29 protein-coding genes and 1 pseudogene are annotated in these 25,983 nt (G+C 64.0%); 18 read left to right on the forward strand and 12 right to left on the reverse strand.

The window, feature by feature from the left end; genetic code table 11:
- From AB7M16_RS00005 to AB7M16_RS00040, 8 genes and pseudogenes are all read left to right on the forward strand, one after another.
- Positions 1-1,891: pseudogene (locus AB7M16_RS00005) on the forward strand (hypothetical protein); the annotation flags it as partial.
- Positions 1,891-3,450: a hypothetical protein gene (locus tag AB7M16_RS00010; protein ID WP_453942767.1), complete on the forward strand. Its 1,560-nt coding sequence runs from the start codon at positions 1,891-1,893 to the stop codon at positions 3,448-3,450. The pseudogene AB7M16_RS00005 and the gene AB7M16_RS00010, both read left to right, overlap by 1 nt.
- Before the next feature lie 32 nt (positions 3,451-3,482).
- On the forward strand, positions 3,483-4,499 hold the full coding sequence (locus AB7M16_RS00015; protein ID WP_453942768.1) for a hypothetical protein: 1,017 nt from the start codon (positions 3,483-3,485) through the stop codon (positions 4,497-4,499).
- Between the two features lie 7 nt (positions 4,500-4,506).
- Positions 4,507-4,848: a hypothetical protein gene (locus AB7M16_RS00020; RefSeq protein WP_453942769.1), complete on the forward strand. Its 342-nt coding sequence runs from the start codon at positions 4,507-4,509 to the stop codon at positions 4,846-4,848.
- Positions 4,845-6,026, forward strand: coding sequence for a hypothetical protein (locus tag AB7M16_RS00025; RefSeq protein ID WP_453942770.1), 1,182 nt, complete (start codon positions 4,845-4,847; stop codon positions 6,024-6,026). Before AB7M16_RS00020 ends, AB7M16_RS00025 begins: the two co-directional genes overlap by 4 nt.
- A 93-nt stretch (positions 6,027-6,119) precedes the next feature.
- Entirely contained in the window at positions 6,120-7,316 is a 1,197-nt protein-coding gene (locus AB7M16_RS00030; protein ID WP_453942771.1) for a hypothetical protein, read from the forward strand.
- The gene (locus AB7M16_RS00035) at positions 7,316-7,507 is read left to right on the forward strand and encodes a hypothetical protein (RefSeq protein WP_453942772.1); all 192 of its coding nucleotides are present in this window, start codon (positions 7,316-7,318) and stop codon (positions 7,505-7,507) included. The genes AB7M16_RS00030 and AB7M16_RS00035 overlap by 1 nt, the downstream gene beginning before the upstream one ends.
- Positions 7,507-7,893: a hypothetical protein gene (locus AB7M16_RS00040; RefSeq protein WP_453942773.1), complete on the forward strand. Its 387-nt coding sequence runs from the start codon at positions 7,507-7,509 to the stop codon at positions 7,891-7,893. Before AB7M16_RS00035 ends, AB7M16_RS00040 begins: the two co-directional genes overlap by 1 nt.
- Here the strand turns inward: AB7M16_RS00040 and AB7M16_RS00045 are convergent.
- Entirely contained in the window at positions 7,886-8,488 is a 603-nt protein-coding gene (locus AB7M16_RS00045) for an ATP-dependent DNA ligase (protein WP_453942774.1), read from the reverse strand. The two genes, AB7M16_RS00040 and AB7M16_RS00045, sit on opposite strands and share 8 nt — an antisense overlap.
- A 98-nt stretch (positions 8,489-8,586) precedes the next feature.
- Here AB7M16_RS00045 and AB7M16_RS00050 point away from each other — a divergent pair, with 98 nt between their 5' ends.
- The 5 genes from AB7M16_RS00050 to AB7M16_RS00070 all read left to right on the forward strand — a co-directional run bounded on the left by AB7M16_RS00050 (position 8,587) and on the right by AB7M16_RS00070 (position 11,666).
- Positions 8,587-8,922 (forward strand): hypothetical protein, encoded by a 336-nt coding sequence (locus tag AB7M16_RS00050; RefSeq protein WP_453942775.1) that lies wholly within the window; start codon positions 8,587-8,589, stop codon positions 8,920-8,922.
- Between the two features lie 5 nt (positions 8,923-8,927).
- Positions 8,928-9,359: a hypothetical protein gene (locus AB7M16_RS00055; RefSeq protein WP_453942776.1), complete on the forward strand. Its 432-nt coding sequence runs from the start codon at positions 8,928-8,930 to the stop codon at positions 9,357-9,359.
- A 112-nt stretch (positions 9,360-9,471) separates the two neighbouring features.
- Positions 9,472-10,587, forward strand: coding sequence for a RelA/SpoT domain-containing protein (locus AB7M16_RS00060; RefSeq protein ID WP_453942777.1), 1,116 nt, complete (start codon positions 9,472-9,474; stop codon positions 10,585-10,587).
- A gap of 45 nt (positions 10,588-10,632) precedes the next feature.
- Entirely contained in the window at positions 10,633-11,391 is a 759-nt protein-coding gene (locus AB7M16_RS00065) for a hypothetical protein (protein WP_453942778.1), read from the forward strand.
- 11 nt (positions 11,392-11,402) lie between these two features.
- Complete coding sequence (locus AB7M16_RS00070; RefSeq protein ID WP_453942779.1) at positions 11,403-11,666, forward strand: hypothetical protein; 264 nt, start codon at positions 11,403-11,405, stop codon at positions 11,664-11,666.
- A gap of 372 nt (positions 11,667-12,038) precedes the next feature.
- Here the strand turns inward: AB7M16_RS00070 and AB7M16_RS00075 are convergent, their stop codons facing one another.
- The 5 genes from AB7M16_RS00075 to AB7M16_RS00095 form a co-directional block, all read right to left on the reverse strand.
- Positions 12,039-12,890 carry a hypothetical protein gene (locus AB7M16_RS00075; protein WP_453942780.1) on the reverse strand — a complete coding sequence of 284 codons (852 nt, stop codon included), beginning with the start codon at positions 12,888-12,890 and terminating at the stop codon, positions 12,039-12,041.
- A gap of 5 nt (positions 12,891-12,895) precedes the next feature.
- Positions 12,896-13,135: a hypothetical protein gene (locus tag AB7M16_RS00080; protein ID WP_453942781.1), complete on the reverse strand. Its 240-nt coding sequence runs from the start codon at positions 13,133-13,135 to the stop codon at positions 12,896-12,898.
- Entirely contained in the window at positions 13,135-13,392 is a 258-nt protein-coding gene (locus AB7M16_RS00085) for a hypothetical protein (protein WP_453942782.1), read from the reverse strand. The genes AB7M16_RS00080 and AB7M16_RS00085 overlap by 1 nt, the downstream gene beginning before the upstream one ends.
- Positions 13,389-13,769, reverse strand: a complete 381-nt coding sequence (locus tag AB7M16_RS00090) for a helix-turn-helix domain-containing protein (RefSeq protein ID WP_453942783.1) — start codon at positions 13,767-13,769, stop codon at positions 13,389-13,391. The genes AB7M16_RS00085 and AB7M16_RS00090 overlap by 4 nt, the downstream gene beginning before the upstream one ends.
- 454 nt (positions 13,770-14,223) lie before the next feature.
- The gene (locus tag AB7M16_RS00095) at positions 14,224-15,645 is read right to left on the reverse strand and encodes a tyrosine-type recombinase/integrase (protein ID WP_453942784.1); all 1,422 of its coding nucleotides are present in this window, start codon (positions 15,643-15,645) and stop codon (positions 14,224-14,226) included.
- Positions 15,646-15,872: 227 nt separating this feature from the next.
- Between AB7M16_RS00095 and AB7M16_RS00100 the strand changes: the two genes are divergently transcribed.
- The 3 genes from AB7M16_RS00100 (at position 15,873) to AB7M16_RS00110 (ending at position 18,429) form a co-directional block, all read left to right on the forward strand.
- On the forward strand, positions 15,873-16,892 hold the full coding sequence (locus AB7M16_RS00100) for a DUF2778 domain-containing protein (RefSeq protein WP_453942785.1): 1,020 nt from the start codon (positions 15,873-15,875) through the stop codon (positions 16,890-16,892).
- Positions 16,893-16,958: 66 nt separating this feature from the next.
- Entirely contained in the window at positions 16,959-17,216 is a 258-nt protein-coding gene (locus tag AB7M16_RS00105; protein WP_024338019.1) for a hypothetical protein, read from the forward strand.
- A gap of 121 nt (positions 17,217-17,337) precedes the next feature.
- Complete coding sequence (locus AB7M16_RS00110; protein WP_453942786.1) at positions 17,338-18,429, forward strand: TRAP transporter substrate-binding protein; 1,092 nt, start codon at positions 17,338-17,340, stop codon at positions 18,427-18,429.
- 131 nt (positions 18,430-18,560) lie between these two features.
- Here the strand turns inward: AB7M16_RS00110 and AB7M16_RS00115 are convergent, their stop codons facing one another.
- From AB7M16_RS00115 to AB7M16_RS00140, 6 genes are all read right to left on the reverse strand, one after another.
- Positions 18,561-19,343: an ABC transporter ATP-binding protein gene (locus tag AB7M16_RS00115; protein ID WP_453942787.1), complete on the reverse strand. Its 783-nt coding sequence runs from the start codon at positions 19,341-19,343 to the stop codon at positions 18,561-18,563.
- Positions 19,331-20,386, reverse strand: a complete 1,056-nt coding sequence (locus AB7M16_RS00120) for a dihydrodipicolinate synthase family protein (RefSeq protein WP_453942788.1) — start codon at positions 20,384-20,386, stop codon at positions 19,331-19,333. The genes AB7M16_RS00115 and AB7M16_RS00120 overlap by 13 nt, the downstream gene beginning before the upstream one ends.
- A gap of 6 nt (positions 20,387-20,392) precedes the next feature.
- Positions 20,393-21,214 carry a GNAT family N-acetyltransferase gene (locus AB7M16_RS00125; protein WP_453942789.1) on the reverse strand — a complete coding sequence of 274 codons (822 nt, stop codon included), beginning with the start codon at positions 21,212-21,214 and terminating at the stop codon, positions 20,393-20,395.
- On the reverse strand, positions 21,201-22,238 hold the full coding sequence (locus tag AB7M16_RS00130; protein WP_453942790.1) for an NAD-dependent epimerase/dehydratase family protein: 1,038 nt from the start codon (positions 22,236-22,238) through the stop codon (positions 21,201-21,203). The genes AB7M16_RS00125 and AB7M16_RS00130 overlap by 14 nt, the downstream gene beginning before the upstream one ends.
- A 26-nt stretch (positions 22,239-22,264) precedes the next feature.
- Positions 22,265-23,035, reverse strand: coding sequence for an ABC transporter permease (locus AB7M16_RS00135; RefSeq protein ID WP_453942791.1), 771 nt, complete (start codon positions 23,033-23,035; stop codon positions 22,265-22,267).
- An 83-nt stretch (positions 23,036-23,118) separates the two neighbouring features.
- On the reverse strand, positions 23,119-23,766 hold the full coding sequence (locus AB7M16_RS00140; RefSeq protein WP_453942792.1) for a TetR family transcriptional regulator: 648 nt from the start codon (positions 23,764-23,766) through the stop codon (positions 23,119-23,121).
- A gap of 100 nt (positions 23,767-23,866) precedes the next feature.
- Here AB7M16_RS00140 and AB7M16_RS00145 point away from each other — a divergent pair, with 100 nt between their 5' ends.
- Together AB7M16_RS00145 and minC are read left to right on the forward strand one after the other, a co-directional pair.
- Entirely contained in the window at positions 23,867-24,883 is a 1,017-nt protein-coding gene (locus tag AB7M16_RS00145; RefSeq protein ID WP_453942793.1) for an ABC transporter substrate-binding protein, read from the forward strand.
- 394 nt (positions 24,884-25,277) lie between these two features.
- Positions 25,278-25,976, forward strand: a complete 699-nt coding sequence (gene minC, locus AB7M16_RS00150) for a septum site-determining protein MinC (RefSeq protein WP_453942794.1) — start codon at positions 25,278-25,280, stop codon at positions 25,974-25,976.
- Positions 25,977-25,983: the final 7 nt, after the last annotated feature.

Consider the following 25,983-nt stretch of genomic DNA (forward strand, 5'->3'; position numbering starts at 1 on the left):
GCGTGAGGCGACCATGGCAATCAACCCGTCGCGCTTCGAGACGCCCGGCTCCTTCATCGGCACCATCGACTGGTCGCCGCTGCAGCGGATCGGCGAGCAGCTCCAGAGAAACCGCGAGGAGGCAGAGGCGGCGGACTTGATCGCGCGCCTGTACGGCGGTCAGGCACCGGCTCCGATTGGCCCTCAGGCGGCCCAGCCGTCGCCCGTGGTGAGTCCGCCGGTCGCCACTGCCTTGGCCGCTCCCGCGATCACCGGCCCCATCCCGCTGCCCCGCGCGCGGCCTGCGGAGGCGTCCGGCCTTCCGGGCCCAACCCTGCCGCCCAACGCTCCCGCGCCGCCGCCGTGGTTCGACCAGGCGGGCGCGCAGGCATGGGGCCAGTATCCGTTCAAGAGCGGCACCGCGCCCGTGCCGACCGCGCAGGTCGCACCGTGGCCAGCGGAGCAGCCGGTGCAGCAGGCCCGCGCACCCGCCGACGTGATGGCGCTGGCCACCGATCCCATGACGCGCTACGCGCGCGCAACATCCGCCATCGAAAGCGGCAGTCCGCAGGGCAACTACCGGCTGGTGGGCCCGCCGACGCGGAGCGGCGACCGCGCCTTCGGCCGCTATCAGGTGATGGGTGCGAACATCCCCGACTGGACGGAGCGCTACTTCGGCCAGCGGCTGACGCCGCGCGAATTCCTGCTCAACCCCGAAGCGCAGGACGCGGTCTACAAGGGCGAGTTCGGGCGGCTGGTGGACAAGTACGGCCCGACCGGCGCGGCGAAGGCGTGGTTCACGGGCGAGCGCGGCATGAACAATCCGCGCGCCAGCGACGGCTACACCACCGTCTCGGCCTATGCGGATCGCTTCAACCGCAACCTCGGCCTGCCGCCCGAGATCACCACGGGGGCGTCGGAGCCGACCGCGCGCCAGCCGTCGCAGCAGTCGCTCGCCTTCGACGCGGTGCGCGACAGCGCCGTGAACAGCGTCACCAGCGACCAGCCGCAACCGCAGATCGGCGCGGCGCAGATGGCGGCGCTGTACCGCAACCCAGTCACCCGGCCGCTCGCCATTGGCCTGCTGCAGAAGCAGCTCGATCCCGGCACCTACGACTTCAAGGTGGTCGGCGACAATCTGGTGCGGACCAACAGCCGCACGGGTCGCTCCGAGATCATGATGCGGGATGTGAAGAACGACTACGAGGTCAAGACCGTCAAGGACGACGACGGCAGCGAGCGACTGGTGCGCGTCAAGAAGCAGGGGGCTGAGGGGCCCATCGACACCGGAGGCGGCACCTCGCAGTCGAACACCGGCAAGCTGCCGCCGAACCACCGCTGGATCGATCCCAACGACAAGAGCAAGGGCGTCGAGCCGATCCCCGGCAGTGAAGCGGCCAAGATCGGCGACGAGATCGTCGCGCGGGTCGGTCTCGCACGCTCCTTCATCGGCACGCTGCCCGATCTCAAGGCCCGCGTCGCGCGCGGCGATGTCGGCATCGACAACTGGCAGAACCACGCGCAGGCGATGGCGAATGTCGGCGCGCCCGGCGAGACCAAGCGCATGCTCGATGCAGGCGTCGAGGCCCTCACGCGCATGCTGACCGGCGCGGGCATGAACATCGACGAGGCGAAGCGTCAGGCGCGGCAGTACAGCATCACCGCGCAGGACACGAAGTGGACGATCAACTCCAAGATCGACGCGCTGACGCGCCACCTCGACAGCATCGGCGAAGACCTCGGCCGCTCGCGCGGCGGCGGCAATCTGCTGCGGCGGCCGATCCCCGGCAGCGACGCCGCACCGGCCGTCGCTGCTCCTACCGCGCCTGCAGCGGGCAACTACACCGAGACCAAGACGATCAAGGGGAAGACCTATGGCCGCAGGCCTGACGGCGGCTGGGATGCACTCTGATGCCGACGCCCGTCACCGACGCCGCACTGCTCGCTGAGCTGAACGGAACGCCAGCAACGACCGGGACGCCCGTCACCGACCCGGCGATCCTCGCGGAGCTGGACCCGATCTCGTGGTCCGACGTGCCGGGCCGCGCGGTGCGGAACGCGCCGTCGAGCCTCGGCAACTTCGTCTCCGACATCGTGCAGCCGGTGCTGCATCCCATCGACACCGCGACCGCCATCAAGAACGTCGGGCAGGGCTATCTGCAGAAGGCCGGGCTGATCTCGGGCGACGACAGCACACAATATGCCGACGCGGTGAACCAGTATTTCGCGAACCGCTACGGCTCGACGGAAGGCTTCAAGCGCGCACTGGCCGAAGACCCAGCCGGTGTGTTCGGCGACATCTCGACCGTGCTGACCGGCGGCGAGACGGCGCTGGCGCGCCTGCCGGGGCTCGCAGGCAAGGCCGCGAAGGCGGCGGGTACGGCTGGCCGCCTCATCGACCCGCTCAACGTCGTCACAAAGCCGCTCGCGGCCGGGGCGAAGATCGCGGACCTCACGCTCGGCACCACGACCGGAGCGGGCGCGCAGTCGCTCGCTGCAGCCCGGCGAACCGGGTACGAGGGCGGCGCAGCGTCCGAAGCGTTCACCTCGCAGATGCGCGGCAAGGCTCCTATCGACGAGATCGTTACCGACTCGCGTGCTGCTGCCGACCAGATGAAGCGCGACGCACAGGCAGCGTATCGCCGCGACATGGCTGCGACGCGCGCGAACCCGACGCAGCTCAGCTTCAACGAGATCGACGCTGCGGTGAACCGCATCGACAACATCGTCAATTTTCACGGCAGGCCGCGCCAGGAATTGCTGCCCGTGCGCGACAAGCTGGTCGATCTGGTGAACGAGTGGAAGGGCCGCGATCCCGCCTTCTTCCACACGCCCGAAGGCTTCGACGAGCTGAAGAAGGTGATCTACGAAGACGTGCTCGGCAAACTTCCGTTCGAGGACAAGGCCGCGCGCAAGATCGCAGGCGACCTCTACGACGCGGTCAAGGGCAGCATCGTCAAACAAGACCCGACCTACGCCAAGACGATGGCCAATTACGAGCGCTACTCGAACTCCCTGCGCGAGATCGAGCGGACGCTGATCGGCAAGCCGAATGCGCCGGTCGATACGGCGCTGCGCAAGCTCACCTCGATCATGCGCAACAACGTCAACACCAATTTCGGCAAGCGCGCCGCCATGGTGCGGCAGCTGGAGGCCGCAGGCGCACCGCAACTCACCGACAAGATCGCGGGCGCGTCGCTCAACACGTGGGAGCCGCGCGGGCTGGCGAAGGCGGCGAGCGGCGTCGAGCTGTTCCACGCGCTCAGCGACCTTGCGGGCGGCAACCTCGGCTCGCTCGCGCTGATACCTGCGACGCTCGCCGCAGGCTCGCCGCGCCTCGTCGGCGAGGGGTCGCACGCGCTCGGCGTCGCGCAGCGCTACATGGATCAGTTCGGCTATCCGGCGCTGGAGGCGTCGCGGCAGGTCGGGCGCATCCCACGCATCTACGTTTCACCCAATCGAGACCAGTGACCCGCTCCGGCGGGTTTTTTGTTGAGGCACAGATGGCAGGCACCATCCCGCTTTCGTTGACGCAGCAGTTCGACGAGTTCGGCAAACCGCTGTCCGGTGCGCTGCTGTACATCATTCAGGCTGGCACCGTCTCGACGCCGCAGCAGCCGTATCAGGACGCGGCGCTTTCGATCACGATGCCGAACCCGATCCAGCTCGACGCTGCCGGGCGCATCCCGCAGTTCTTTCTGGCGGACGGCTACATCAAGGTGCGGCTCGACGACAAGTTCGGCGTCACACAGCTCGGGCGCGACGGCATCCTCGTGATCGGCCCCAGCGCGGGCGGCGGCGGTGGCGGCAGCGTCGATCCCACCACGCTGATCCAGACCGGCGCGATCATGCCGTTCTACGGCACGGGCGTGCTCGCGGGCTTCGTGCGCCTCAACGGTCGCACCATTGGCTCGGCAACGTCCGGCGCATCGGAGCGCGCCAACGCCGACTGTCAGGCGCTGTTCAACTTTCTCTGGAACATGGACCCGAACCTCGCCGTGGCTCCGTCGCGCGGCGCGTCGTCGGCGGCCGACTGGGCCGCGAACAAGACCATTGTCACGCCGGACTTTCGCGGCTGTGCGATCAGCGGCCTCGGTGATATGGGCAACACCGACGCCGGGCGACTGACCGCGACCTATTTCGGCACCAACCCCGGCGTGCTCGGTGCGCTTGGCGGGCAGGAGAGCCGCGTCCTGACATCGGCGCAGTGCGCAATGCCGTCGCACCAGCACAGCGTCTATGTGCGGGATCGCGGCCACACGCACGTCATCAACAATGTCGCGTATCGGCAGGCGGGCAGCGCTGGCATCAACTTCTACACCACTGGTGGGCCGGACGGTTACACCCCGCTCAACACCAACGGCCCGAACCTGACCACCAACGTTGCCGACGTAGTGATCAGCTCGGTCAGCGGCGGCACGCCGGACAACCTCACGGCTGCGCAGGGGCTGGCAACAGCATCGGTGGCGACGGCTGCTCTCGGCCCGCGCAAGCTGGTCACCCTCTACATCAAACTGTGAGGTCGCGATGTACACCGGCTATTTCGCGACGGCCTCCAATCGCGCCGACTGGTCCGAGATCGTCGTGCTTACCGACGCCGAGAGCGGCGATGTGATCGACATCGCCGATTGCCGCGTGACGCTCAGCGTTGCCGACGAGAGCGGCTGCGTGCGGCTCAAGGCTTCGACCGACGATGGCTCGATCACGCTGCCGGATGTCGGCACCTTCCAGTGGGACTTCGACGAGACCGCGATGAGCGGCCTCTGTCCCGGCGCCTACAGCGTCGGTGTCCGCATCTCCCGCGACGACCGCACCGTGCAGCTCGTGATCGGCAACGTCAACGTGATGGAAGGCATCGACCGGCAATGAGCGACGCCATCAAGCTCAAGGTGCTTCCGAAGTTTCCGGCCAAGGTGATTGGTGGCGCTGGCGTCGACGTGACCGTCGCGAACGGCGACTACACGTTCGACCTCGACTTCACGGATTTCCCCGTCATCGGCACGGTCCCGGCCGGGACGACCTACGCGCTGATCTTCAACCCTGCGACAGGACAATACGCGCAGTTGCCGATTTCGATGATCGGCGGCTTCCCCGACGCACCGTCGGACGGCAGCAGCTATGGCCGCAGGAATGCCGCATGGAGCGCTGTGACACCTGAAGCGCCAGCTGATGGCCAGACGTATGGCCGCAAGAACTCGGCGTGGTCGGTCGTTACAAGCGGCATCAGCGACGCACCAAGCGACGGCTCTCCCTATGGCCGCCTGAATGCCGCGTGGGCAAAGCTGCGCACGCTTCTGACTGCCAACCGCACCTATTACGTCGCCACGACCGGCAGCGACAGCAACGACGGGCTCACTGCAGCGACGCCGTTCCTGACCATCCAGAAGGCGTTGAACGTCGTGTATGGCACGCTCGATCTTGGCGGCCAGACCGTCACCATCCAGCTTGCGGACGGGTCGTATACGCAGGCGGCGGCCATCGTCATCAACGGTGCGCAGGTTGGTGCTGGCACGATCCGGCTGATCGGCAACACCTCCACGCCTGCCAACGTTATTGTGACGTGCAGCAACGACAACGCCCTGATCTTCAACGGCCCTGGCGCGATCACCATCGACGGCATGGAGGTGCGCGCGACGAGCGGTTACGGCCTCAAGGCCGCGCAGGGCTGGACTATGACCCTTGGCGCTGCCATGCGATATGGCGCAGTCACCTACGGCCAAATCTACGCATCGACCGGCGCGCGGGTGACGGTCAATTCGCCGACGATTGTCGGCAGTGCCGGGACGTTCGTTCGCGCCGATTACGGCGGCTTCGCGTTTCTGGCAGGCGTGCCGATCACGCTGGTTGGTACGCCAGCGTTCAGCAACGCCTTCGTCGCCGCCGACGCCTACGGCTTCGTTGACATTTTCAGCAACACCTTCACCGGCACCGCAACCGGCAAGCGCTACACGGCGAGCCACGGCGGCGCGATCAACACCAATGGCGGCGGCGTGAACTATCTGCCCGGCAACGTGGCCGGGGATAGCGCGACCGGCGCGTATTACTGACGCCTTGGAGGCAGTCATCGGATGGCCGTCCCGTTCCTCTCCCTCAAGCCGCGCGCGATCAGGCTGAAGGTCTCACCGAAGTTTCCTGCGGGAGTGATCGGCCGCAACGGCATCGACGTGACCAAGGAGGGCGGCGACTACATCTTCGACCTCGACTACACCGATTTCCCGGTGATCGGCGCGGTCCCGGCGGGCACGACCTACGCGTTGATCTACAATCCCGCCACCGGGAAATATTCGCAGCTGCCGATTGCGCTGCTCGGCAGCGTCGGCGAGGCGCCGGTTGACGGCAATACCTATGGCCGCAAGGACGCGGGGTGGACGATCATCGGCGCGGGCGGGGTCACGTCGGTGTTCGGCCGCACGGGCGCGGTGGTCGCGGCCAACAGCGACTACACGTTCGCTCAAATCGGCAGCAAGCCGACCACGGTGGCGGGCTACGGCATCACCGACGCGCTCACGGACGCGCCGAGCGACGGCGTCAGCTATGTGCGCAGAAGCGCGGCGTGGGTGCGGTCGCGCGAAGTCTTGACGGCGGATCGCACCTACTACGTCCGCACGGACGGCAACAATGCTAACAACGGGCTGACGAACACGGCGGGCGGCGCGTTCCTGACGATCCAGAAGGCCGTCGATGTCGTAGCGTCGCTGGATTTGTCGATCTATCAGGCGACGATCCAAGTGGGGCCGGGCACCTATGCCGGTGGTATCGTTCTCACCGGGTGCGTGGGTTCAAAGCCGCCGTCACTCGTTGGCGATACCACGACGCCCGCGAATGTCGTGATCTCGCACAACAATGATGTCGTCGCCTGCACCGGCCCTACCTCATATTGGCGCGTCGGCGGCTTCAAGATCACGGCAACGTCTGGGCACGGTCTGCGCTGCACGACCGGCGCGGTCCTGATCTTTGAAAAGATGGAGTTCGGTTCGTTCAACGCGAGCTTTTCGCAGCTTTACGCGGAAAGCTATGGGGCTATTCAGGCGGGCTTCGCGATCTTCAACTATACGATCACCGGTGGTGCTGCGGTCCATGCCAACGCTGCGTACGGCGGCTTCATCCAGTTGCCCTATAATACGATTACGCTGGTTGGCACGCCCGCCTTCGCGGCCTTTGCGACCGCTAACAATCTCGGACAGCTTCGCGCTGATAGCGTGACTTTCAGCGGCGGAGCGACCGGGAAGCGATATGATGCGAACAGCCTCGGCCTGATCAATGGCACGGGCGGCAATGCCACCTATTTCCCCGGCAGCATCGCGGGCACCACGGCGACGGGCGGGCAGTACTTGTGATGCTGCGGACAGCGCGCGTCATCATCGACAGCCTGCAGGCGCAGCCGCTCGCGCTCGCGCTGGTGATCCTCAATGCGCTGTTCCTGGCGGCGTTCACACTGACGCTGCGCGAGATCAGTGCGTCGGCGCAGCGGCGTGATCAGGTGATGATGAGCCTCGCCGAGAAATGCGCAATCAAGGGTGACAGGTGATGTACACGCCGAACGACTGGTACTGGCTGGTGGCTGACGCATCAGACCCCACTGCGCCTTATTCGTCGAAGACCGGCAACTACGTGCTGGCGACCAGTCCCGATTATCAGGCGTGGCTGCTTGAGATCGACGGAACGACCGGACTGCCGCATGTCGCAAGCCCGATGGACACCGAGTTCAACATGGGCGTCGCGCTCGCGCCCTACAATCTGCGGCCGACGCCTCCCAATGTGCTGGACGGCTATCAGGCGGCGCGTCTCAATGTCGGCGTCGATGACCCGCTATTTCCCGTCCTCGTCGATCACGAGAACCGCATTCGCGCGCTGGAAGGGTTGCCGCCGCTGCCGCTCCCGGCGATCCGCAATCGTTTCAAGCACCTCATGTGAACTGATCCATGACGCGGCCGTAGGCCGGGTGCTTGCGGTTCTTGTTCTTGACCCAGTGGTCACAGCGACCGGCGCGATAGACGCGGTCGGCATGCTTGGAGACCATGCCCTCCAGCCCCATCATGCAGGCGTGCCTGAACAGGTCTGCGCCGATCTCGCCCTGCTCGAACGGGGCGGCGAAGATGCCCTCGGGACGGCGCGCCAGCAGCCGGGCGAGGTGAGGCTTGCGCAGTTTCAGCGGCAGGCCGCGATAATCGTCGCCGTCGGCCGCGAGGATGTCGAAGGCGTAGAGCTGGACCTCGTCGTCGTGCTTGCGGGAATGCAGCGCGTCGAAATCGGGGATGCCGGTCATGGTGAGGATCACGGCCTCGCCGTCGATCACAAAGTGCTTCTGCCGGTTCCTCAGCGCCGCCTCGACAATCAGCGGGTAGCGTTTGGACCAGTCGTGGCCGCCCTTGGTGAGCAGGCGCACGCGGTCGTTCTCCCGCACCACGATCATGCGGTAGCCGTCGTACTTGACCTCATGTATCCAGTCTGGCCCGGTCGGAACCTTGGTTCCCGACACCGGCAGCGCGGGCTCATAATGCTTTGACATATTCCGCCCAGATAGGAACGGGCAGGGGGATTGTCGAGTCTTGACGGCCGCGCGCCGGGCCGCTGGAATAGGGCCTCAGCCTCGCGGGAGATTGGTCCATGCGTTCCTCGCCGTCGATTGCGCCTGCCGTCGAGCGGGACATCTACATGGTGCTCGACGATTACGGCCAGCCGCTCGGCCGGGCGTGGCCGGAGATGGACGAGGACCACACCGAACGCGAGACCCTGCTGCGCCATCTGATGGAAGGGCAGTATCACAACCCGGTGCGGATCGTCTGCTTCAACCCCGGCGCGGGCTGGGCACAGGACGCCTCAGAGGAGATCGCCATCGAGCTGCGCCAGCGCTGCGCCGACCGTGAGGAGGTGCCTCCGGCACTGGAGCAGTTCCTCGACACCCACGGGCAGGGCGCTGCGATCCAGCTCTCGCTGCTGTAGAGACGATGCCTGAACTGACCAGACGACGCAGCGACAACCAGCACCAGGAAGTGTGGCACGTCTATTACGGCGACATCCACGTCGGCACCATCGCTGCACGCGCGGGCGTGCCGATTCAGGCCGACCAGTGGAGCTGGGGCCTCGGCTTTTATCCCGGTATGGATTATCGCAAAGGCGGCAACGCCGCGACGTTTGAGGAGGCGCGCGCCGCATTCGAGCGGGCGTGGAAGGACGTTCAGCCGACACTTACGCAGGCGCAGTTCGAGGAGTGGCGGCGCAGCCGCGACTTCCATGCCTGGAAACAGCGGATGTGGGACGAGAGGTACCGCATGCCGACGCAGAACGAGAACGGCTGGTCGAAGTGCTTCTGCGGCGAGCCGATCCCGATTGCCTGTGAGGAGCACATCCACACGGTTCACCGGGGTATTGGCGCATGAGACTGCCCGCGATCCCCGATCAGCACAGGTAAACTGGGGATTATGTCGGGGGAGTGTTCTACCAGCACGCGCAAGTGATAAACTAACGTGTCGAACAACGGTTGGTTAATCAATGCCGTGGGCACGCCCCGAATATTCGAAGCGCCGCGTAAATGATGCGGGCTCTCTCGTATCAACCTGGGATCTGGATTCACAAATCGGGTTTCCGAAATATCTCGAAGCCCTGGATGTCGTTAATAACTGGCGCTCCGCTCACAACTTTCCGCTGAACACCTTTCACGTCGGCCTGAAAAAGCGAGGGAGGCAGATAGACAACGGAATAATAACAGCCCAACGCATCAAGCGACTATCCTCGATAGAGCACAAGCTTGAACGTTTCCCAACAATGACACTGTCCCAGATGCAGGACATCGGGGGATGTCGCGCTATCATGAGATCGAGCAAGGCAGTGAGGCAGCTATGCGAAGCATATGCAACCAGCGATTTAAAGCATACGCTTGCAGTCAACGATGATTATGTAACCTCGCCCAAACCTTCGGGCTATCGTGGCGTCCATCTCGTCTACAAATACTACTCGGATCGCAAGACGGACTATAATTCTCTCAAGATCGAGATTCAGATTCGATCGCAGTTGCAACATGCTTGGGCTACGGCCGTTGAAACTGTCGGCACGCTCCAGCAGCAGGCCCTCAAATCTAGCCAAGGCGAAAGAGACTGGCTGCGGTTCTTTGCGTTGGCGAGCAGCGCATTTGCGTTGCGCGAAGGCACGCCCGCCGTCCCGGGAACGCCGACGGCCTATCGTGAGCTTGTCCGCGAAATGCGCGAATACGTGCGTCGGCTTGATTTGGCGAAACGCTTGCAGGCTTACGGCCACGCCATGAAGTTACTGTCCAGTCCACAGCACAATAGGGGCGATAACCATTACTTTCTCCTCGAAATGAACCCAGCGCTGATGTCGGTTCAAGTAACGACGTTCAAGTTTGGCGAATCCACCTTAGCCAACCAGAAATATCTAGAAGTCGAGCGCAAACTCAAGAACGTTCCAGGCGCGGAGGCTGTGCTCGTCTCAGTTGACTCCCTGGACGCAGTGCGGAAAGCCTACCCGAACTATTTCCTCGACACGGAGGTGTTCGTAAGGCTGATTCGAGAGACGACGAGAACGTTGACGCCTCCATCACGCCCGTCAAAGCGCCCGCCGGATACGGCGCAGCTCGATCTTTTCAAATAGCGACGCGTTCCGACTCAGATAGTCTGTCCGACGGGGGAATGGCACTTGAATTTGCGAGAAGCTTACGAAGCCCGCAAACGCGAACGCAATAACAAGCCAAAAAAGAAGTGGCCGTGGAAAGAGTCGATCAGCTCCACGCTCTCCGTCATTGCTTTTATTTCTTCTGGAGTCGCGTTCTACAAATCCTCCGTGAGGCAAGTCGACGATCTAAGGGTCGTCGCCGCCCAACCGCCCGAATTGCGATACCTAGACGATGAGCAGGCATTTTTGATCGATACCGCCGAAGTTCCTTTGCTGTTCTTAAATTCCGGAAACCGTCCGGCGGCAGTCGAGTCGGTTGAGCTTTTCGCCTTGCAGCCTGAGAAACCGGAACTACCGGATAATTGGCTGTCCATGCCGGCCATAGATGAATTTGAGTACTTCCATTGTTACGAGCCAGACTACGTAAACGGAGAGTCCCGTAAGGAGCCCATCGAAACCAGGTTTGATCCGGTGGTCATCAAACCTAATGATGTAGTCGTCGCTAAGCTGAAGATTGCGGCGACAGAAGCGCGGAAAATTCCGGTGGTAGATAGCCACCAGACTAACGGACGATCGTACAAGGAGTTTGCTGGCAACTATCCGCTGTTGCTCTGTCTTGAGTTTAGAATGACCACTCCGTCCGGTTCACGGATTGATAGTAGAAGCATTGCAGGTATTTGGTCGGTAGGTTTTAGTCCGCTCGGCTCGCATTTTGGAAGTCTCGGCGGCCGGAAAAAGCCGACATCAATCCTTTGGAGCCGCGAGATCAAAATTCTTGACTAGGTGCGGGGCTAGTGAAGCACGTTGAGAATCGCACTTTCGAGAGCGCGGAGGCCGCCGCTCGCAAGCTGGTCGAGCTGGCCTCCAGCATCGAGCCGGTTCAGGATGGCCGCATTCACATCGAGAAGATCAACGCGCCGTTCCTCTATGCGCTCAAGGGCAACGGTGCGGACTTCGGCGCGGGCATCACGTACGCGGCCGAGCAGGGCTGGCTCGAACTGCACGAGAGCGGCACCTATGTCCGCCTGCTCGCGCAAGACTTGCTCAAGGCCCGATAGCCACTCAGAACGATAGAAGGGCGATGGCCGCGAGCACGGTGTTGAGGGCGCCAACCACGATGATGGCGGCTGTCACGATCAGGTCATGCCTCATTGCACGTCCCCGCTGTTGATGCGCTGGCATTACAACACAACAATCTGCGCGGGAAAAGCTGGTAATGCTGACCCAAGGGTCACCCAGGCCGCGCGATCCTGTGCCGATCCTCCATGAAATGCCCCTTTGCCTTCGGGCACAGGGGCCTTTTGCTTTCAATTATGCCTTCCCATCAGCGGATGGCGAAGACGCCGACGCCCACCGTCGCGCCAAGCGTGCAACCCAGAGCAAGACGCAGCCAGAACATAGGAAGCCTCCCAGCTCCCCAGCCCCTAGGTTCACGGCTGCTGCCCGGCGGTCGTGATCAGTGTGGACGCAGCCATGTGCCCGCTGCCGTTGGTCTTCGCCTTCCTGTTGGCGACCTGCTTCCTGCCGCTCTTCCTCGCGGGCTTCTTTGCTGCGGAGGCTGCGGCTTCCTTGGCGGCCAGCTCGGCGGCTTCGCGCTCCATCTTCCGCGCGGTTTTCCAGTGCAGCTTCTTCGGCTTCGCCTCGCCGGGCTTCGGCGGCTTCAGCTTGACCTGTCCCCGGAAAATCTCGACCTCGTCGCGGTTCTTCAGATATTGCAGCTTCAGCTTGATCTGCTCGGCGGTGAGGCCCGTGTCGCGCGGCAGCGTGTCGATGGTGGTCCAGCGATCATGCGCGAGGTACTCGACCAGCTTGACGCTGCGCGAGGAGACTGGTGCCGGTTTGACTTCTGCAGGTTTCGGCACATAGGCGGCGATGTTGTCGCGCACGCCACTGACCATCTTGACGAGGCGCATCACCAGCTCAGTGAGGTCGGCCATCTCGCCGCGCATCGCTGCGACCTGATCGGGGATCGGCATCACCTCGATCGGCAGCGACATTGCCTTCTCGACCTGCAGCGTCTCGACCTTCTTCGGCTTCTCCGTTGACATCTTCAGCGAGACGTTGTCGGCGCGCAGATAGCGGCGCACTTCGGCACGCGTGTTCATGCGTGATCGCCAGTCGCTGGTTGACTTCGCACAGATGACCCGGCGCACCTCCTTCTCGGGAACAACCTGCCAGCTGATCTCGATGTGGCCGCCGCTGAGATCGCGCAAGTGACCTCGGATGCCGTGCGCCTTCAACTCGTTGAGCGCGACCTCGGTGAGTTCGTTCTGATGGGCCATGGTTGTTATTCCTGATTTACGAATGGGGAAGGTGCTGCAGCATTTCGGTGCGGCGCGAGGCCTCGACGCTCCTCCGCGGCAATCCACGCGTTGAACATCCGCTGCTGCTCGACGAAGCCGTGCAGCGCCAGCGTCATCATCCGCATGATCATGATGTGACGCCCCATCACCACGATGTTCGCCGTGAGCACGAAGCCGACGAACAGCATCAGAACGATGTACCAGAGCGTCACCGTCTCGCTCATCAGTGCGTCCCTGCGATGAACAGCACCTCGTCGGGCGAGCCGAACCGCAGCATGCGGATGTTGACCCCGTTCTCGCGGGCGATCTCGCGTGCGTGCTCGACCATCATATCGGCGATGTGGCGCTTTGCGGTCATCAACGGCATGTTGTTCGGGCCGCCGACGACGATGCCGTCGTTGCCCTTGCCGTCGTTCGAAATAAAAACGAACAGCTCGTTAATCGGCCCTTCGTCGGGCTTGATGCGGACCACGTTGCTCACTTCACCAGCTCCACGATACCGTTGAGCAGCTTGAGCGTCTGCGGGCGCAGCTGCGCCGGGATTTGCATGAACACCTGCGCCATCTTGTAGACCTCGGCGTCGATGATCGCCGCGCTCTCGGTCTCGTGCCACGCCAGCAGCTGGTGCGGCGTGGTGTCGAGCGCCTTGCTGAACTGGACGATGCGCGAGCCGGACATGCGGTTGGTGCCCTTCTCGTATTTCTGTATCTGCTGGAATGAGAGGTTGAACATCTGACCCAGTTGCTCCTGGCTCATGTGCTTCGCGATGCGCGCCAGCCGCAGGCGGGTGCCGTATTCGCGCTCCTCATCGACGACAATCTTGGTGGGCCCCTTCACGGGCCGTTTCTTCTTCGCCACAGTCCCCGTCCTTCCTGCCGTGTCGTCCTAACAACGACACACACGCCGTTTTCGCAATTTTCAACCGGGGCGCGTTTGACATAATCAACAGTCGAATCCCGCCGGAGTCAACATGGCGTATTCAGTGCGACTAAAATGGGGCAATTCGTCGTAGAAAAGTTATAGTCGTTCAACATCGCGTACAAACCGCAATTTCACCAAGTTGGTGAAATCGCGGAAGTCACGGCAAAACCTGCGATGCGCGCTTTGGTTTGCGGGCGTGGCTAATTTTCCCAAATCGGCCCGTCCACCTGCGCGATGAGGCAATGGACAAAAGCCGGGTGTTCTGCTTGTGGCACGCCGCGTCCGTTTTGATGAACGCCGTCCAAAATTGCATGGAGGTGCTGCAAAAATGCGAGAGGGCCGCAACGTGGCGACCCTCTGCCATTGTATGGATGCGATCCCTACAATCTGGTCACGCGGCGGCGAGCTGCTTTGGCGGCGGCGGCAGCTCCTTCGGGCCAGTTGTCGGCAGTGCGAGAATTTCCCGGAGCGCGGCATCGAGATCATCCAGCGCTTTCACGCGCGGATCGGCAATCTCGCGCTCGATGATCTTGACCGGCACGAGGTAATGCTTGCGGGTGACGGGGGCGGCGTCCTTGTCCTTCGTCTTGTGCGTCATCACCCGGCCGATTTCGGCGTCGCTGTAGCCCAACTGCTCAAGGATGCAGGCAGAGGTGCGGCGCAGATCGTGCGGCGTCAATTCTGCGGGCAGCCCGAGATACTGATTGATCCCCATCTGGGTGCGCGTGTCGTCTGCGCGGCGCGTCATGATGTTGAGCGAGCTTTGCGGCATGTAGCCCTTGTTGGCTACGGCGACCTTCTTCGATTTCCGGCCGCCGCGCGCCTTCGGGAAAGCGTAGTCCCGCGTCGGGTCGCCAATCGAAAAGACCTGAGCGAGAATTTCGCGGGCCAGACTGTTCAGCGGCTGCACGAGATCACGCGCCTTGGGCGAGCGGCGCCCCTTGGTGACGGAGAGCGGGATCGTCACCGTGTCCGGCCCGATCCCGACACGCTGGATCGCGCAGCATTCCCCGGTGCGGAGCAGGGTCACCAGCGACAGCTTCAACGCCAGCTTGGTGAGCGGCTGGCCGGGGCACTTCGGGTCATCGAGACCGAACCAGAACCGGCGTAACTGGTCGGCAGTGAGAACGAGGCCGTCCTCGATCTCGGAGACCTCGGTCGCCCGGTCGTCGCCCTTCAGCGTCGGGACCGGATTGACGGTCACGAAGGCACGGTCGGGATGCATGCCCCAGATGAACATGGTGCGCAGGCATTGCAGGACACCGTTGGCTTGGGCCGGGTGCTGTTGCTTGAGGTAGCTGCGGTACAGCTCCATGATCTCCTGACTGGTGATCTCGCTGGCGACACGGTTGCTCCACCATGCCAGTGGACGGCTCAGCATCGAGCGTATGTTGTCATGGCTCTCCTTGCGCGGCACCGTTCCCCAGCGTCGCAGCACCGGCTCCTCGCAATAGGTCAGATAGGCGTCGTGCATCTGCTGGAAGGTGCGGCCGGTGGCGCGCGCCAGGACCAGCGTCTGTTGGCGCTCGGCGGTGATGCTCTTGCCGCTGGCGACGAGCCCGGCGAGGGTCGCGGCCTCGGCGCGGGCGCGCGCAATCGTCCACGCCGGGTATTGGCCGATCAGGTGCCACTCACGAATCGGTTTGCCGGTGGTAGGGTGCAGGCGTTTCTTGTTCAGGTACTGGTAGTAGAACGTGAAGGCGCCGTTCGGCGTGGTGCGCAGGACAAACCCCTTCTGGCCTCTCGCGGGGCAGTCGCTGATGTTCTGGCGGGTCGCGGAAGCCTTGAGGTAGTCGTCGGTGATGAACGGCATTGGTGCCCCCTTGAAGTGGTAGCCGCGGCTGACCGGATGACCGGAAACGCCGTGCTAAGTGGTGAAACAGGGGACCGGAGTGTCTGCGAAAAACCGTTATTTTATAAGGGTTTCTCGCTTTTCTTTACCGGTCCACAATTTCATCATAAAGGTGGCTCCCAATGTGGTAGCTGGTATAGAGTCTCCGGGTGGGGTGGGTAAGCCCCCGGGGTCGATTTGGGGATCTGATGGTTTCCGACGCAGCACACGCCGAAAGGCTGTTGTCGCGCCGCCGTGTCGGGCGGGCTGAAAGGATTCTACTGTCTCTGGCAGGGATCGCGCTGGCGCTTGGCGCCGCCGCGTGGGTCGCCGACATCAGCGATTCGACCCCGCTTGTCTCCGCCGCGTTGCCGCCGGCCAGTGCCCCCTCATTCGAGGACCGTTTCGCTTCGGCCTCCGCCGGCCCGTCGCCGCGCGAGCTCGGCCTGCGGGTGTTGGAGCGCTCGGCGGTGAATGCGGTCCAGCTCAAGCTGCGGGACGCCAAGGCGATGCTCGCCCAGAAGCTCCAGGGCGACGACTGGCGCTCGATCCTGACCGAGGACGACCGGTCCGCGGCCGAGGAGGCGAGGTCCTCGCAGCGCGCCGACGCCATCCCGATGCCGCGCGCGCGTCCGGTCCAGGCGGACTTCTCCGCCCAGATCGCCTCCAGCCAAGCCTATGCGGACACCAACCTCAGGGTCGACAACCGCAATTTCTTCGAAAAATTCACCGACAAGATCAGGCTGGCCTCGCTGACGCCCGGCGACGGCCTGTTCAACAAGGCGCCGGATCTCGCCGCTCTCGGCTACGATTCGCGCACGGCGGTCTATGACATCTCGGCCAAGGCGGTTTACCTGCCGAGCGGCGTGGCGTTGGAGGCCCATTCCGGCCTGGGCGCGCTGATGGACGACCCTGAACATGTCGACCGCCGGATGGTCGGCGCGACGCCGCCGGCGACCTACGACCTCAAGCCGCGCGAAAAGCCATTCCACGGGGTCCGTGCGCTGCGCATGACTCCGGTCGAAGGCACCAGCGCGCTCGGCCGCGTCGGGCTGCTCACCCACAACTACTTGCTCGGGCCGCGCGGCGATTCCAACGGCTGCGTCTCGATCAAAGACTATGATCGGTTCATCAAGGCCTACGACAATGGCGAGTTCAACCGCCTGGTCGTGGTGCCAAACCTGCGCGGAGCGGCGACCGCCTCGCAGCGCGCGAGCACCGATTCCTGAAATTCGCCTGCGACGGCGGGGCTGCCGTTTCCCCTTCGTTAAGCCGTCCTCGTCCAGAAGCAGCCCATGAGTGATCCATCCAGTTCCGAAACCCCGCTGCGTACGACGTTCAAGATCAAGCTGAACGGCGACACGTTGGCGATCGCGACCGTCGGCCAAGCCTATCAATTCCTTACCAACTTCAAGTCGGTCGAGTGGATGGAATTTCGCTCGCTGCACGAGGATGCCGTCGCGGCCCTGGAAGGCGCTGCCGGTAACGCCATGCTGGCGGTGCAGGCAACCAACGCCGTGCGCGCGCTGTTCGTCAGCGCCAAGCTGCTTTGAAGCGGGCTACAGGCCGTTCTGTCGCATCTTGAACTCCGCTTTGGGAACGGGCAAACGGTCTGCGAAGACCGTTGCCGCGCAGCCGCATGTTTGAAATTTACTTCAAGGGAGAGTCCTCATCATGAAACGCCGTACATTCCTGCAAGGCGGCGCGGTGGCCGGCGCGACGACGCTGGTTGCTGCACCTGCGATCGCGCAGAGCGCGCCCGAGATCAAATGGCGCCTGACCTCGAGCTTTCCGAAGTCGCTCGACACCATCTACGGCACGGCGCAGACCTTTGCGAAATATATTGCCGAGGCCACCGACAACAAATTCCAGATCCAGACTTTTGCCGCCGGCGAGATCGTCCCCGGCCTGCAGGCGCTGGATGCGGTCAGCACCGCCTCGGTGGAGATGGCGCAGACGCCGCTCTATTTCTACATCGGCAAGGAGCCCGCGCTGGCCTATGCCACCGGTGCGCCGTTCGGCATGAACCATCGCCATCAGGAATCTTGGTGGCATTTCGGCGGCGGCGCCGATCTCACCAACGAGGCGCTCAAGCCGTTCAAGGCGCACGCCATCCTCTGCGGCAATTCCGGCACCCAGATGGGCGGCTGGTTCCGCAAGGAGATCAAGACCGTCGACGACCTCAAGGGTCTCAAATTCCGCATCGCAGGCTTGGGCGGCCACGTGCTGGCAAGGCTCGGCGTCGTGCCGCAGCAGATCGCCGGTGGCGACGTGTATTCGGCCCTCGAGAAGGGCACGATCGATGCCGCCGAATTCGTCGGTCCCTATGACGACGAGAAGCTCGGTTTCCACAAGGTCGCCAAGTACTATTACTTTCCCGGCTGGTGGGAAGGCGGTGCCATGCTGCACATGGTCGTCAACGACGAGAAATGGGCCTCGCTGCCCAAGCACTATCAGGCGATCGTCAACCAGGCGGGCGCGGCGGCCGGGGCCTGGATGCTCGAAAAATACGACAGTGTGAATCCGGCGGCGCTCAAGCGCCTGCTCGCAGGCGGCGCGGAGCTGAAGGCGTTCCCGCAACCCGTGCTGGAGGCCTGCTACAACGCGACGCAGGACCATCTGAACGAGCTCGCCGCCAAGAGCGACCTGTTCAAGCGCACCAAGGACAGTCACGACGCGTATATGAAGGAGTTGTTGTTCTACACGCAGATCGCGGAGAATTTTTACGACAATTATCTGCTGAGCAAGATGCGCAACAAGAGCTGAGCGTACAGCTCTCGTAGGGTGGGCAAAGGCGCACTTGCGCCGTGCCCACCATCTTTCCGGGAATCGGATAGAGGTGGTGGGCACGCTTCGCTTTGCCCACCCTACGGGACTACGAGATCTGAGCGAGCGGCCTACGCCGCCCCCAGTCCCAGCTTCGCATAGATCCGCCGTGCATAGGCGCCGAACGCGTCCGTGGTCTTCAGCGGAAGGTCGCGCGGGAAGGGCAGGTCGATCGCGAAATAGTCGGCCATCTTCGCCGGGCCCGCGGTCAGCACGGCGCAATGCGACGACAGGAACACCGCCTCCTGGATCGAATGCGTGACGAAGATGATGGTCTTGCCGCTCTCGCGCCAGATCCGCAGCATCTCCAGATTCATCTGCTCGCGCGTCAGCGCGTCCAGGGCGCCGAACGGCTCGTCCATCAGGATCAGTCTTGGATCGTGAATGAAGGCACGCGCGATCGCGGTGCGCTGCTGCATGCCGCCGGACAGCTGCTGCGGATATTTCTGCTCGGAGCCGGCGAGCCCGACGAGGTTGAGCAGATCGTGCGCCCGCTCGCGCGCGGCCTTCATCGGCAGGCCGACGATCTCGGCCGGCAGCAGCACGTTGTCCAGGATCGTCCGCCACTTCAGCAGCAGCGCCTGTTGGAACACCATGCCGATGTCACGCGTCGGATCGAACGGGCTGTTGGCATTGCCTATCCTGACGCTGCCGCCGTCGGCGCCATGCAGGCCGGCCAGGATCTTCATCACCGTGGTCTTGCCGCAGCCGGACGGGCCGACCAACGAGACGAGCTCACCCTCAGCCACGTCCATGGTGACGTCGGATACGGCGAGAAATTCGGCGCCGCCGCTCCGATAGACCTTGCGGACGCCTTGCAGGCTGATGAACGGGTCTGAGCTCATGCCAGCCATTTGTTCAAGTTGGCGGCGACGAACTGATCATCGCTGAGGTCGGCGTGCTCGCGCGTGACGCGGTCGATCTCCTCCTTCTGGCCTGGGCTGAGGCTCTCGTCCGGATCGAGGCACCACAGGCCCCGCATCAGGCCCTGGCGCCGCAAGACTTCGTGGCAGCCGGCGATGCAGCCGTGAAAATTGTTGGCCACATCGAAGAAGGCGCTGTTGCAATCGGTGACGCGGGCATCGAGCGCGAGCAGGTCGGCGGGTACGCTGTCCTTGTGCCGCGCCGCCTTGCAGCGCTCGAACTGCTTGATCGCTTCGGCCGTCCATACCGACCAATGGCCGAGCAGGCCGCCCTTGAAATAGGTGCGGGTGGTCACGCCGTTGTCGCGAAGATCGAATGGCAGCACCAGGTCGAGCAGGATGTGATCGTCATTGCCTGTGTAGAGTGCGACGCGGTCGAGCGCGCTCGCCGCAGCGACGCCGCGCAGGACATCGAGCGTGCGGTAGCGGTTGAACGGCGCGATCTTGATGGCAATGACATTGTCGATCGAAGCAAAGCGTTGCCAGAACCGGCTCGACAGGATGACGCCGCCCACCGCCGGCTGGAGGTAGAAGCCGACCAGCGGGATTTCTGCGGCAACGGACGTGCAATGCGCGATGATCTCGTCCTCGGAGGCGCTCTTCATCGCGGCGAGGCTGAGCAGGCCGGCGTGGTAACCGATATCGCGCGCGGTGCGGGCCTCGCTGACCGCCTGCTTTGTCGGACCCGCGAGGCCGGCGACCATCGCCAGCGGCCGCGTGGTCCAGTTCGCGGCGGTCTCGGCGGCGAGCTCGAGCACGGGACGGTAGAGGCCGACATCGCGGATCGCAAATTGCGTGGTGTGCACGCCGACCGCAAGGCCACCGGAGCCGGCGTCGATGTAATAGCGCGTCAGCGCGCGCTGATGCGTCTTGTCGAGCTGGCGCTCGGCGGTCAGCGCGAGGGGATGTGCCGGCAGCACGGTGCCTTCGGCGATCAGCTTGCGGATTTCGCCATTGATCTGGCTGTGGTGCATGATGTCCTATCCGAATTCGGGGCCGGCGACGGCGAACGGCGTTTCGTACGCAGCGATGGTGGCGGGGCCGAACCGCATACGCTGGAACGGGCGCTCGATGGTCCAGCCGGAGGCGGTCAAGCCGTCCAGCAACGCGGTTTGCGAGGCGACGGCATCGAGCAGCAGCGGGCCGGTCTCGGAGCGCATGATCGCGTCGACCAGAGCCAGAGCTGCTGCGGCATCGTCGGCCAATAGCGGGCCGATATGGCGGGCGGTGCGGCCGTCGCGGACCAGCGCAATGGCGCCATTCGCGGCGAGGATGCGCGAGCCCGGACGCTGGGCGAAGGCAGAGAGCAGGGCGGTTCGGTCGAAGCCGGTGGCCCGCCGGTCGCGCGCACAAAGCGCATCGAGTGTTGCGGATGACGATGGCGCCGCTTCGGCACGTCCGGGCCTCGCCAGCTTCAGGCGGCGCAATTGCAGCGTCGGCGTAAACCCGAGCGGTCCATAGACGGCGGCGCCGTCGGGCGTGGCATCGAGCCAGCTCGTCAGGCCGTTCTTGCGCGCGGTTTCCAGGCAGGCATCGACCAGGCGCGTTGCAAGGCCGCGGCGGCGGTGCGTGCCTGATACCAGCACCATGCTGACCCAGGCGTTGTTGCCGGAATAGGGCAGCAGTGCTGCGGTGGCGACCAATCGCGCGCCGTCGCGGATGCCGAACACGACACCATCACGCAGGAAGATGCGCCAGTCCTCTTCGGTCTGGTTCCACTGCGCTTCCGTCGAGAGCGCCAGGGCGGCGATCGCATCCTGGACGCCGAGCTTGAGGATGGGTGGAGCGTCAGTAGCGTCCATCGCGCACCTCGTATTTGGTGGGCTTGCCGAGGCTCGGCATGGCACGAGAGACCCAATCCGCGGTCCAGCCGATCAACTGCTCGGTGTCGACGACGGGCAGGCCGAACAGCTCGACCGCCTTTGATGTGTCGGTCAGCCACGCCGTCGGCTCCTCCTTGCCCGTCAGCACCGGCGCGCGGCCGAACCTTGCGCCGAATTTCTCGGCGAGATCGCGTACCGCCAGGATCTCGTGACCGCTGACATTGATCGGCGAGGTCGGCGTCGTGCAATAAGCGAGACAGCGCAGCGCCTGTGAGGACGCATCGCCCTGCCAGATGAAGTTGACGTGGCCCAGGCTGACATCGATCGGCGTGCCGGTCAGCACTCTTGTGGCGATATCGTGCAGCACGCCGTAGCGCATGTCGATCGCGTAATTGAGGCGGAACAGGCGGCCCGGCGTGCCGAACTTGCGGGAGAAATGTTCGAACATGCGCTCGCGGCCGACGCAGGACTGGGCGTATTCGCCGGGCGGGTTCGGTGCCATGTCCTCGGTCGAGCCCTGGCCGTCGACGGGAACGAACGGATAGATGCAGCCGGTCGAGAACGCGACGATGCGCGAGGACGGGAACGCCTGCGCGACCAGCGCCGGGACATGCGCGTTCATCGCCCAGGTCAGCGACAGATCACCCTCGGCGCCGAACTTGCGACCGGCCATGAAGATGATGTTCGGCGCCTTCGGCAGCGCTGCAATCGCCTTCTCGTCCATCAGGTCGCAATTGATGGTCTCCACGCCGCGTTCGTGTAGCCAGTTCTTCACGCCCGCGTCGCTGAAACGCGCAACGCCGATGATGCGGCGATCCGGCACGGCGGCTTTCGCGAGCCCCGCCAGCGTCGGGCCCATCTTGCCGGCGACGCCGAGGATCATGATGTCGCCCTCGACCTTGGCGAGGTCGTCGATCAGCGCCTGGCTCGGCCGGCACAGGAGATCGTCGAGGGCTGCGACATCGGGGATGGTTTTCGGCAGCGTCTGGCGGGTGAGGAGCATGGTTCTATCCTTCAAGTCTGCCGTCCTTAGGTTTGTCTTGCATCGCCCACGACGAACATGCGTTCGAGGGCGAGCACGAGGCCGTAGAGAGCAACGCCGAGCAGGGTCAGCAGCACGACCGCCATCACCATCGCGGGCGTGTCGAGCGAGGACTGCACCTGGATCATGAGGTAGCCGAGCCCGCGCTCGGAGGCGATGAACTCGCCGACGATGGCGCCGGCCACCGCCAGGATTGCGCCGACCTTCATTCCGGAGAAGATGTAAGGCAGCGATCCCGGCAGCTGGATCTTGCGGAACAGCGTCCATCGCGAGCCGCGCAGCGATTTGACGAGGTCGAGCAGATCGGGCTCGACCTCGCGCAGGCCGCGCGCGGTGGTGAGCAGGATCGGGAAGAAGCAGATGCTGAAGGCGATCAAGATGTTCGGCACGATGCCGTAGGAGAACCAGACGATGAAGAGCGGGCCGAGCGCGACCTTCGGGATCATGTTCAGCGTCACGAACAGCGGCAGCAGCACGAGGCTGAGCAGCGGTGCCCAACTGAAGATCACCGCGAGCGCCACGCCGACGAATGCACCGAGCGCAAAGCCGCCGAGGATCTCGACCGCCGTCACCAGCGTGTTGGCGCCCCAGGCATAGCTCGCCGTTCCCAGCGTTTGCACCGTCGCGAGCGGGGAGGGCAGGATGAATTTCGGCACGTGGAAGGCGTCGACCGCCACCTGCCACAGCACGAGCACGGCGAGATGCACGATCAGGATGATCGCAAAGCTGCGCGAGGCGCGTGCGCTGTCTCCTGCCACCGATTGCTCCTGTTGTCGGCAGTCACCCTGCCGCCGGCCGCAAGCCTAGCCGTCCTCCGGGGAAGTTTCAACCAATTGGTTGATTATGGCCGGAGCGACTGCAGCACGAGGTCGGCGACATGCCGTCGCCGGGCGCGCCGTGCGCTGCGGCTCGCCAGGTCCTTGCCGAAGATCGCCGACAGCGTCGGGGTGTTGGAGAAGAAGAAATAGCTGAGGCCCGCTATCGAGATATAGAGCTGGACAGGATCGATCCCCTTGCGGAACACGCCCGAGCGAACCCCCTCGTTGAGAATGTGCGAAACACTCTTCACGAGCGGTGAATGCATCGCCTCCAGCCGGGTCGAGCCGCGGACGTGGCGGGCGCCGCCGCGGTTCTCGTCGTTCAAAAGCACGATGAAATCAGGGTTCGCCGCCAGGTGATCGAACGAAGCTTCGATCAGCTTGCGGATCGCCTTCTCCGGCGGCAGACCCTCGAGATTGAGTCTGCGCTCCTGCGCGCGGATGTCCTCATAGACCCATTCGAGCACCGAGAGGTACAGCGCGTCCTTGTCGCCGAAATAATGATAGACGAGCTGCTTGTTGACGCCGGCGCGCTCGGCGATCTCGTCGACGCGGGCGCCCGCAAATCCGTGCCGGGCGAATTCCTGGCGCGCCGCGGTCAGCAGCTTCCTGCGGGTGGCGACGGGGTCGCGGCGCTGCGGCACGGTGTCGCCAGATCGTTTTGCGGGCATTTCCAACCAAACAGTTGACAAGTGAAGGGCGGGCTTGTTGCATTGGTATCCTCACAAGGGGAGAGCGACAAGCCGGGTCGCGGCAACGAGGAGAGATGCGATGAAGCGTTTGCAGGCGGCGGGCTCTGCCCTGATGTTGGCCTTGGGGCTCGGTGTGTCGGCGGCGCCCGCGCATGCGGGAGAAGCCGTCAATCTGATCCTGAACTGGACGCCGACGGCCGACCATTCGCCCTATTATTTTGCCAAGGCGCAGGGCTGGTACGAGAAGGCCGGCATCGACCTCACCATCGAGACCGGCAAGGGCTCCGGCGTCTCCGCCGCCAAGGTCGGCTCGGGCGGCTCGCCGTTCGGCGTCGCCGATCTCGCCACCATGCTGGTGGCCAAGAGCAAGGGCGCCGACGCCGTTGCGGTGATGAGCGTCTATGCCAATACCGGCCAGACCTTCTATTGGCTGAAGAGCTACGGCGTGAACGGCGTGAAGGATTTTGCCGGGCACAAGATCGGCAATCCGCCGGGCGATGCCTCGCGCGTGATGTGGCCGGCCTTCGCCAAGGCCGCAGGGCTTGCGCCCGATTCCGTCGGCTTCGTCAATGTCGGACCGACCGCGAAGATCGCAGCGCTGAAGAGCCACACCGTGGACATCATCAGCGACTTCTACAATGAGCACGACCTCAAGGTCATCGAGTTCGGCCAGGACCTCGGCTACGTCAACTGGAAGGACATCGGGCTCAACCCTTATGGTAATTCGCTGATCGTCAACGGCGCTTACTTGCAGAAGAACCCGAAGGTCGTCGAAGACTTCGTGCGCGTCACGCAGAAGGCCTTTGCAGCCTGTGTCGCCGACGTCGCGCCATGCCTGAAGGCGCTGCTCGATCAGGTCTCCGGTCTCGACAAGGAGAATCAGGAGCGCCAGTGGGAGCGCATCAAGTTCCTGATGACCGACGAGTTCACCACGAGCAAGGGGCTCGGCTGGATCGACGGCGAGCGGATGAAGAAGGACTATGAGCTGGTCCAGACCTATCTCGGCATGGAGAAGCCGTTCGACGTGACGACGGCGTTCACGACCAGGATGCTGGACCAGAGCATCAAGATGGACGCGAGCAAGGTGAAGAAGTAGGGGGCAGTAGTCACCCCATACTCCGTCATTGCGAGCGCAGCGAAGCAATCCAGAGTCTTTCCGCGAAGGCAGTCTGGATTGCTTCGCTGCGCCCGCAATGACTCTGCGGAGAGAGTGTGCCTCGCCCACCTCTCGGTGCCCCGGACGCAACGCAGCGTCCCTTAGACGGTGCGCTGCAGAGCCGGGGCCCATTTCGCCGAGAACATGACCCGGCTGGTTTGGGTCCCGGCTCTGCGCAGCAGCGTTGCACGCTGCAGCGCGTCCGGGACACGAGACCGGCGCCAACCGATTTCCGGCTCACCCCCGTCCACGTAACCCCGCGGAGAATTAACCCGCTGTTAACCATATCCGCCGCATCGTTAACCATTCAATAACAGGGAACGAGTCGGCCGCCATGGAGGCTGCAGCAAAGGTCCAACGTCAAATGGTGCGCCTGCGGGGGCGCTCCTATGTGGCTTTCGTGTTCACGCCGACGGTTCCGGTCCAGGACTGGCTGCACGAGATCGATGCCACGATTGCGCGCTCGCCGGGCTTCTTCGCCGGCCGGCCCGTGGTGATCGACCTGTCCTCGGTCGATCTCAGCCAGGTCGGTATCGGCCATCTGCTCACCAGTCTGCAGGACCGCAACATCCGCGTGCTCGGCATCGAGGGCGTAGAGGAGGCGAGGCTGACCCCGACGATGCCGCCGCTGCTGTCGGGCGGGCGCAGCTGCGTGGTCGAGCCGAACGCGCCCAAGAAGGCCGAGACGAAGGCGGAGAGCAAGCCGACCTCCCTGCTGCTCGATAGCCCCGTGCGCTCGGGCCAGACCGTGATCTTCCCGGACGGCGACGTCACCATCCTCGGCTCGGTCGGCTCCGGCGCCGAGGTCGTCGCCGGCGGCTCCATCCACGTCTACGGCGCGCTGCGCGGCCGCGCCATGGCGGGCGTCAACGGACACACCAGCGCGCGCATCTACTGCCAGAAGATCGAGGCCGAACTGCTCGCAATCGACGGGTTTTACCAGACTGCGGACGACATCGACGCCGCCTTGCGCGGCAAGCCGGCGCAGGCCTGGCTGCAGGGGAATACCATGCGAATTACAGCACTGAACTGACCAGCAA

The organism is Bradyrhizobium sp. USDA 372 (assembly GCF_053629095.1).

Coding starts and splice junctions, on each gene's coding strand:
- AB7M16_RS00045 (WP_453942774.1), bottom strand. CDS start 8,488: ATGTCAAAGCATTATGAGCCCGCGCTGCCGGTGTCGGGAACCAAGGTT.
- AB7M16_RS00080 (WP_453942781.1), bottom strand. CDS start 13,135: ATGAGCGAGACGGTGACGCTCTGGTACATCGTTCTGATGCTGTTCGTC.
- AB7M16_RS00110 (WP_453942786.1), top strand. CDS start 17,338: ATGAAACGCCGTACATTCCTGCAAGGCGGCGCGGTGGCCGGCGCGACG.
- AB7M16_RS00140 (WP_453942792.1), bottom strand. CDS start 23,766: ATGCCCGCAAAACGATCTGGCGACACCGTGCCGCAGCGCCGCGACCCC.
- AB7M16_RS00035 (WP_453942772.1), top strand. CDS start 7,316: ATGCTGCGGACAGCGCGCGTCATCATCGACAGCCTGCAGGCGCAGCCG.
- AB7M16_RS00075 (WP_453942780.1), bottom strand. CDS start 12,890: ATGGCCCATCAGAACGAACTCACCGAGGTCGCGCTCAACGAGTTGAAG.
- AB7M16_RS00125 (WP_453942789.1), bottom strand. CDS start 21,214: ATGGACGCTACTGACGCTCCACCCATCCTCAAGCTCGGCGTCCAGGAT.
- AB7M16_RS00115 (WP_453942787.1), bottom strand. CDS start 19,343: ATGGCTGGCATGAGCTCAGACCCGTTCATCAGCCTGCAAGGCGTCCGC.
- AB7M16_RS00010 (WP_453942767.1), top strand. CDS start 1,891: ATGCCGACGCCCGTCACCGACGCCGCACTGCTCGCTGAGCTGAACGGA.
- AB7M16_RS00120 (WP_453942788.1), bottom strand. CDS start 20,386: ATGCACCACAGCCAGATCAATGGCGAAATCCGCAAGCTGATCGCCGAA.
- AB7M16_RS00095 (WP_453942784.1), bottom strand. CDS start 15,645: ATGCCGTTCATCACCGACGACTACCTCAAGGCTTCCGCGACCCGCCAG.
- AB7M16_RS00145 (WP_453942793.1), top strand. CDS start 23,867: ATGAAGCGTTTGCAGGCGGCGGGCTCTGCCCTGATGTTGGCCTTGGGG.
- AB7M16_RS00060 (WP_453942777.1), top strand. CDS start 9,472: ATGCCGTGGGCACGCCCCGAATATTCGAAGCGCCGCGTAAATGATGCG.
- AB7M16_RS00020 (WP_453942769.1), top strand. CDS start 4,507: ATGTACACCGGCTATTTCGCGACGGCCTCCAATCGCGCCGACTGGTCC.
- AB7M16_RS00130 (WP_453942790.1), bottom strand. CDS start 22,238: ATGCTCCTCACCCGCCAGACGCTGCCGAAAACCATCCCCGATGTCGCA.
- AB7M16_RS00105 (WP_024338019.1), top strand. CDS start 16,959: ATGAGTGATCCATCCAGTTCCGAAACCCCGCTGCGTACGACGTTCAAG.
- AB7M16_RS00055 (WP_453942776.1), top strand. CDS start 8,928: ATGCCTGAACTGACCAGACGACGCAGCGACAACCAGCACCAGGAAGTG.
- AB7M16_RS00100 (WP_453942785.1), top strand. CDS start 15,873: ATGGTTTCCGACGCAGCACACGCCGAAAGGCTGTTGTCGCGCCGCCGT.
- AB7M16_RS00040 (WP_453942773.1), top strand. CDS start 7,507: ATGTACACGCCGAACGACTGGTACTGGCTGGTGGCTGACGCATCAGAC.
- AB7M16_RS00050 (WP_453942775.1), top strand. CDS start 8,587: ATGCGTTCCTCGCCGTCGATTGCGCCTGCCGTCGAGCGGGACATCTAC.
- AB7M16_RS00015 (WP_453942768.1), top strand. CDS start 3,483: ATGGCAGGCACCATCCCGCTTTCGTTGACGCAGCAGTTCGACGAGTTC.
- AB7M16_RS00025 (WP_453942770.1), top strand. CDS start 4,845: ATGAGCGACGCCATCAAGCTCAAGGTGCTTCCGAAGTTTCCGGCCAAG.
- minC (WP_453942794.1), top strand. CDS start 25,278: ATGGAGGCTGCAGCAAAGGTCCAACGTCAAATGGTGCGCCTGCGGGGG.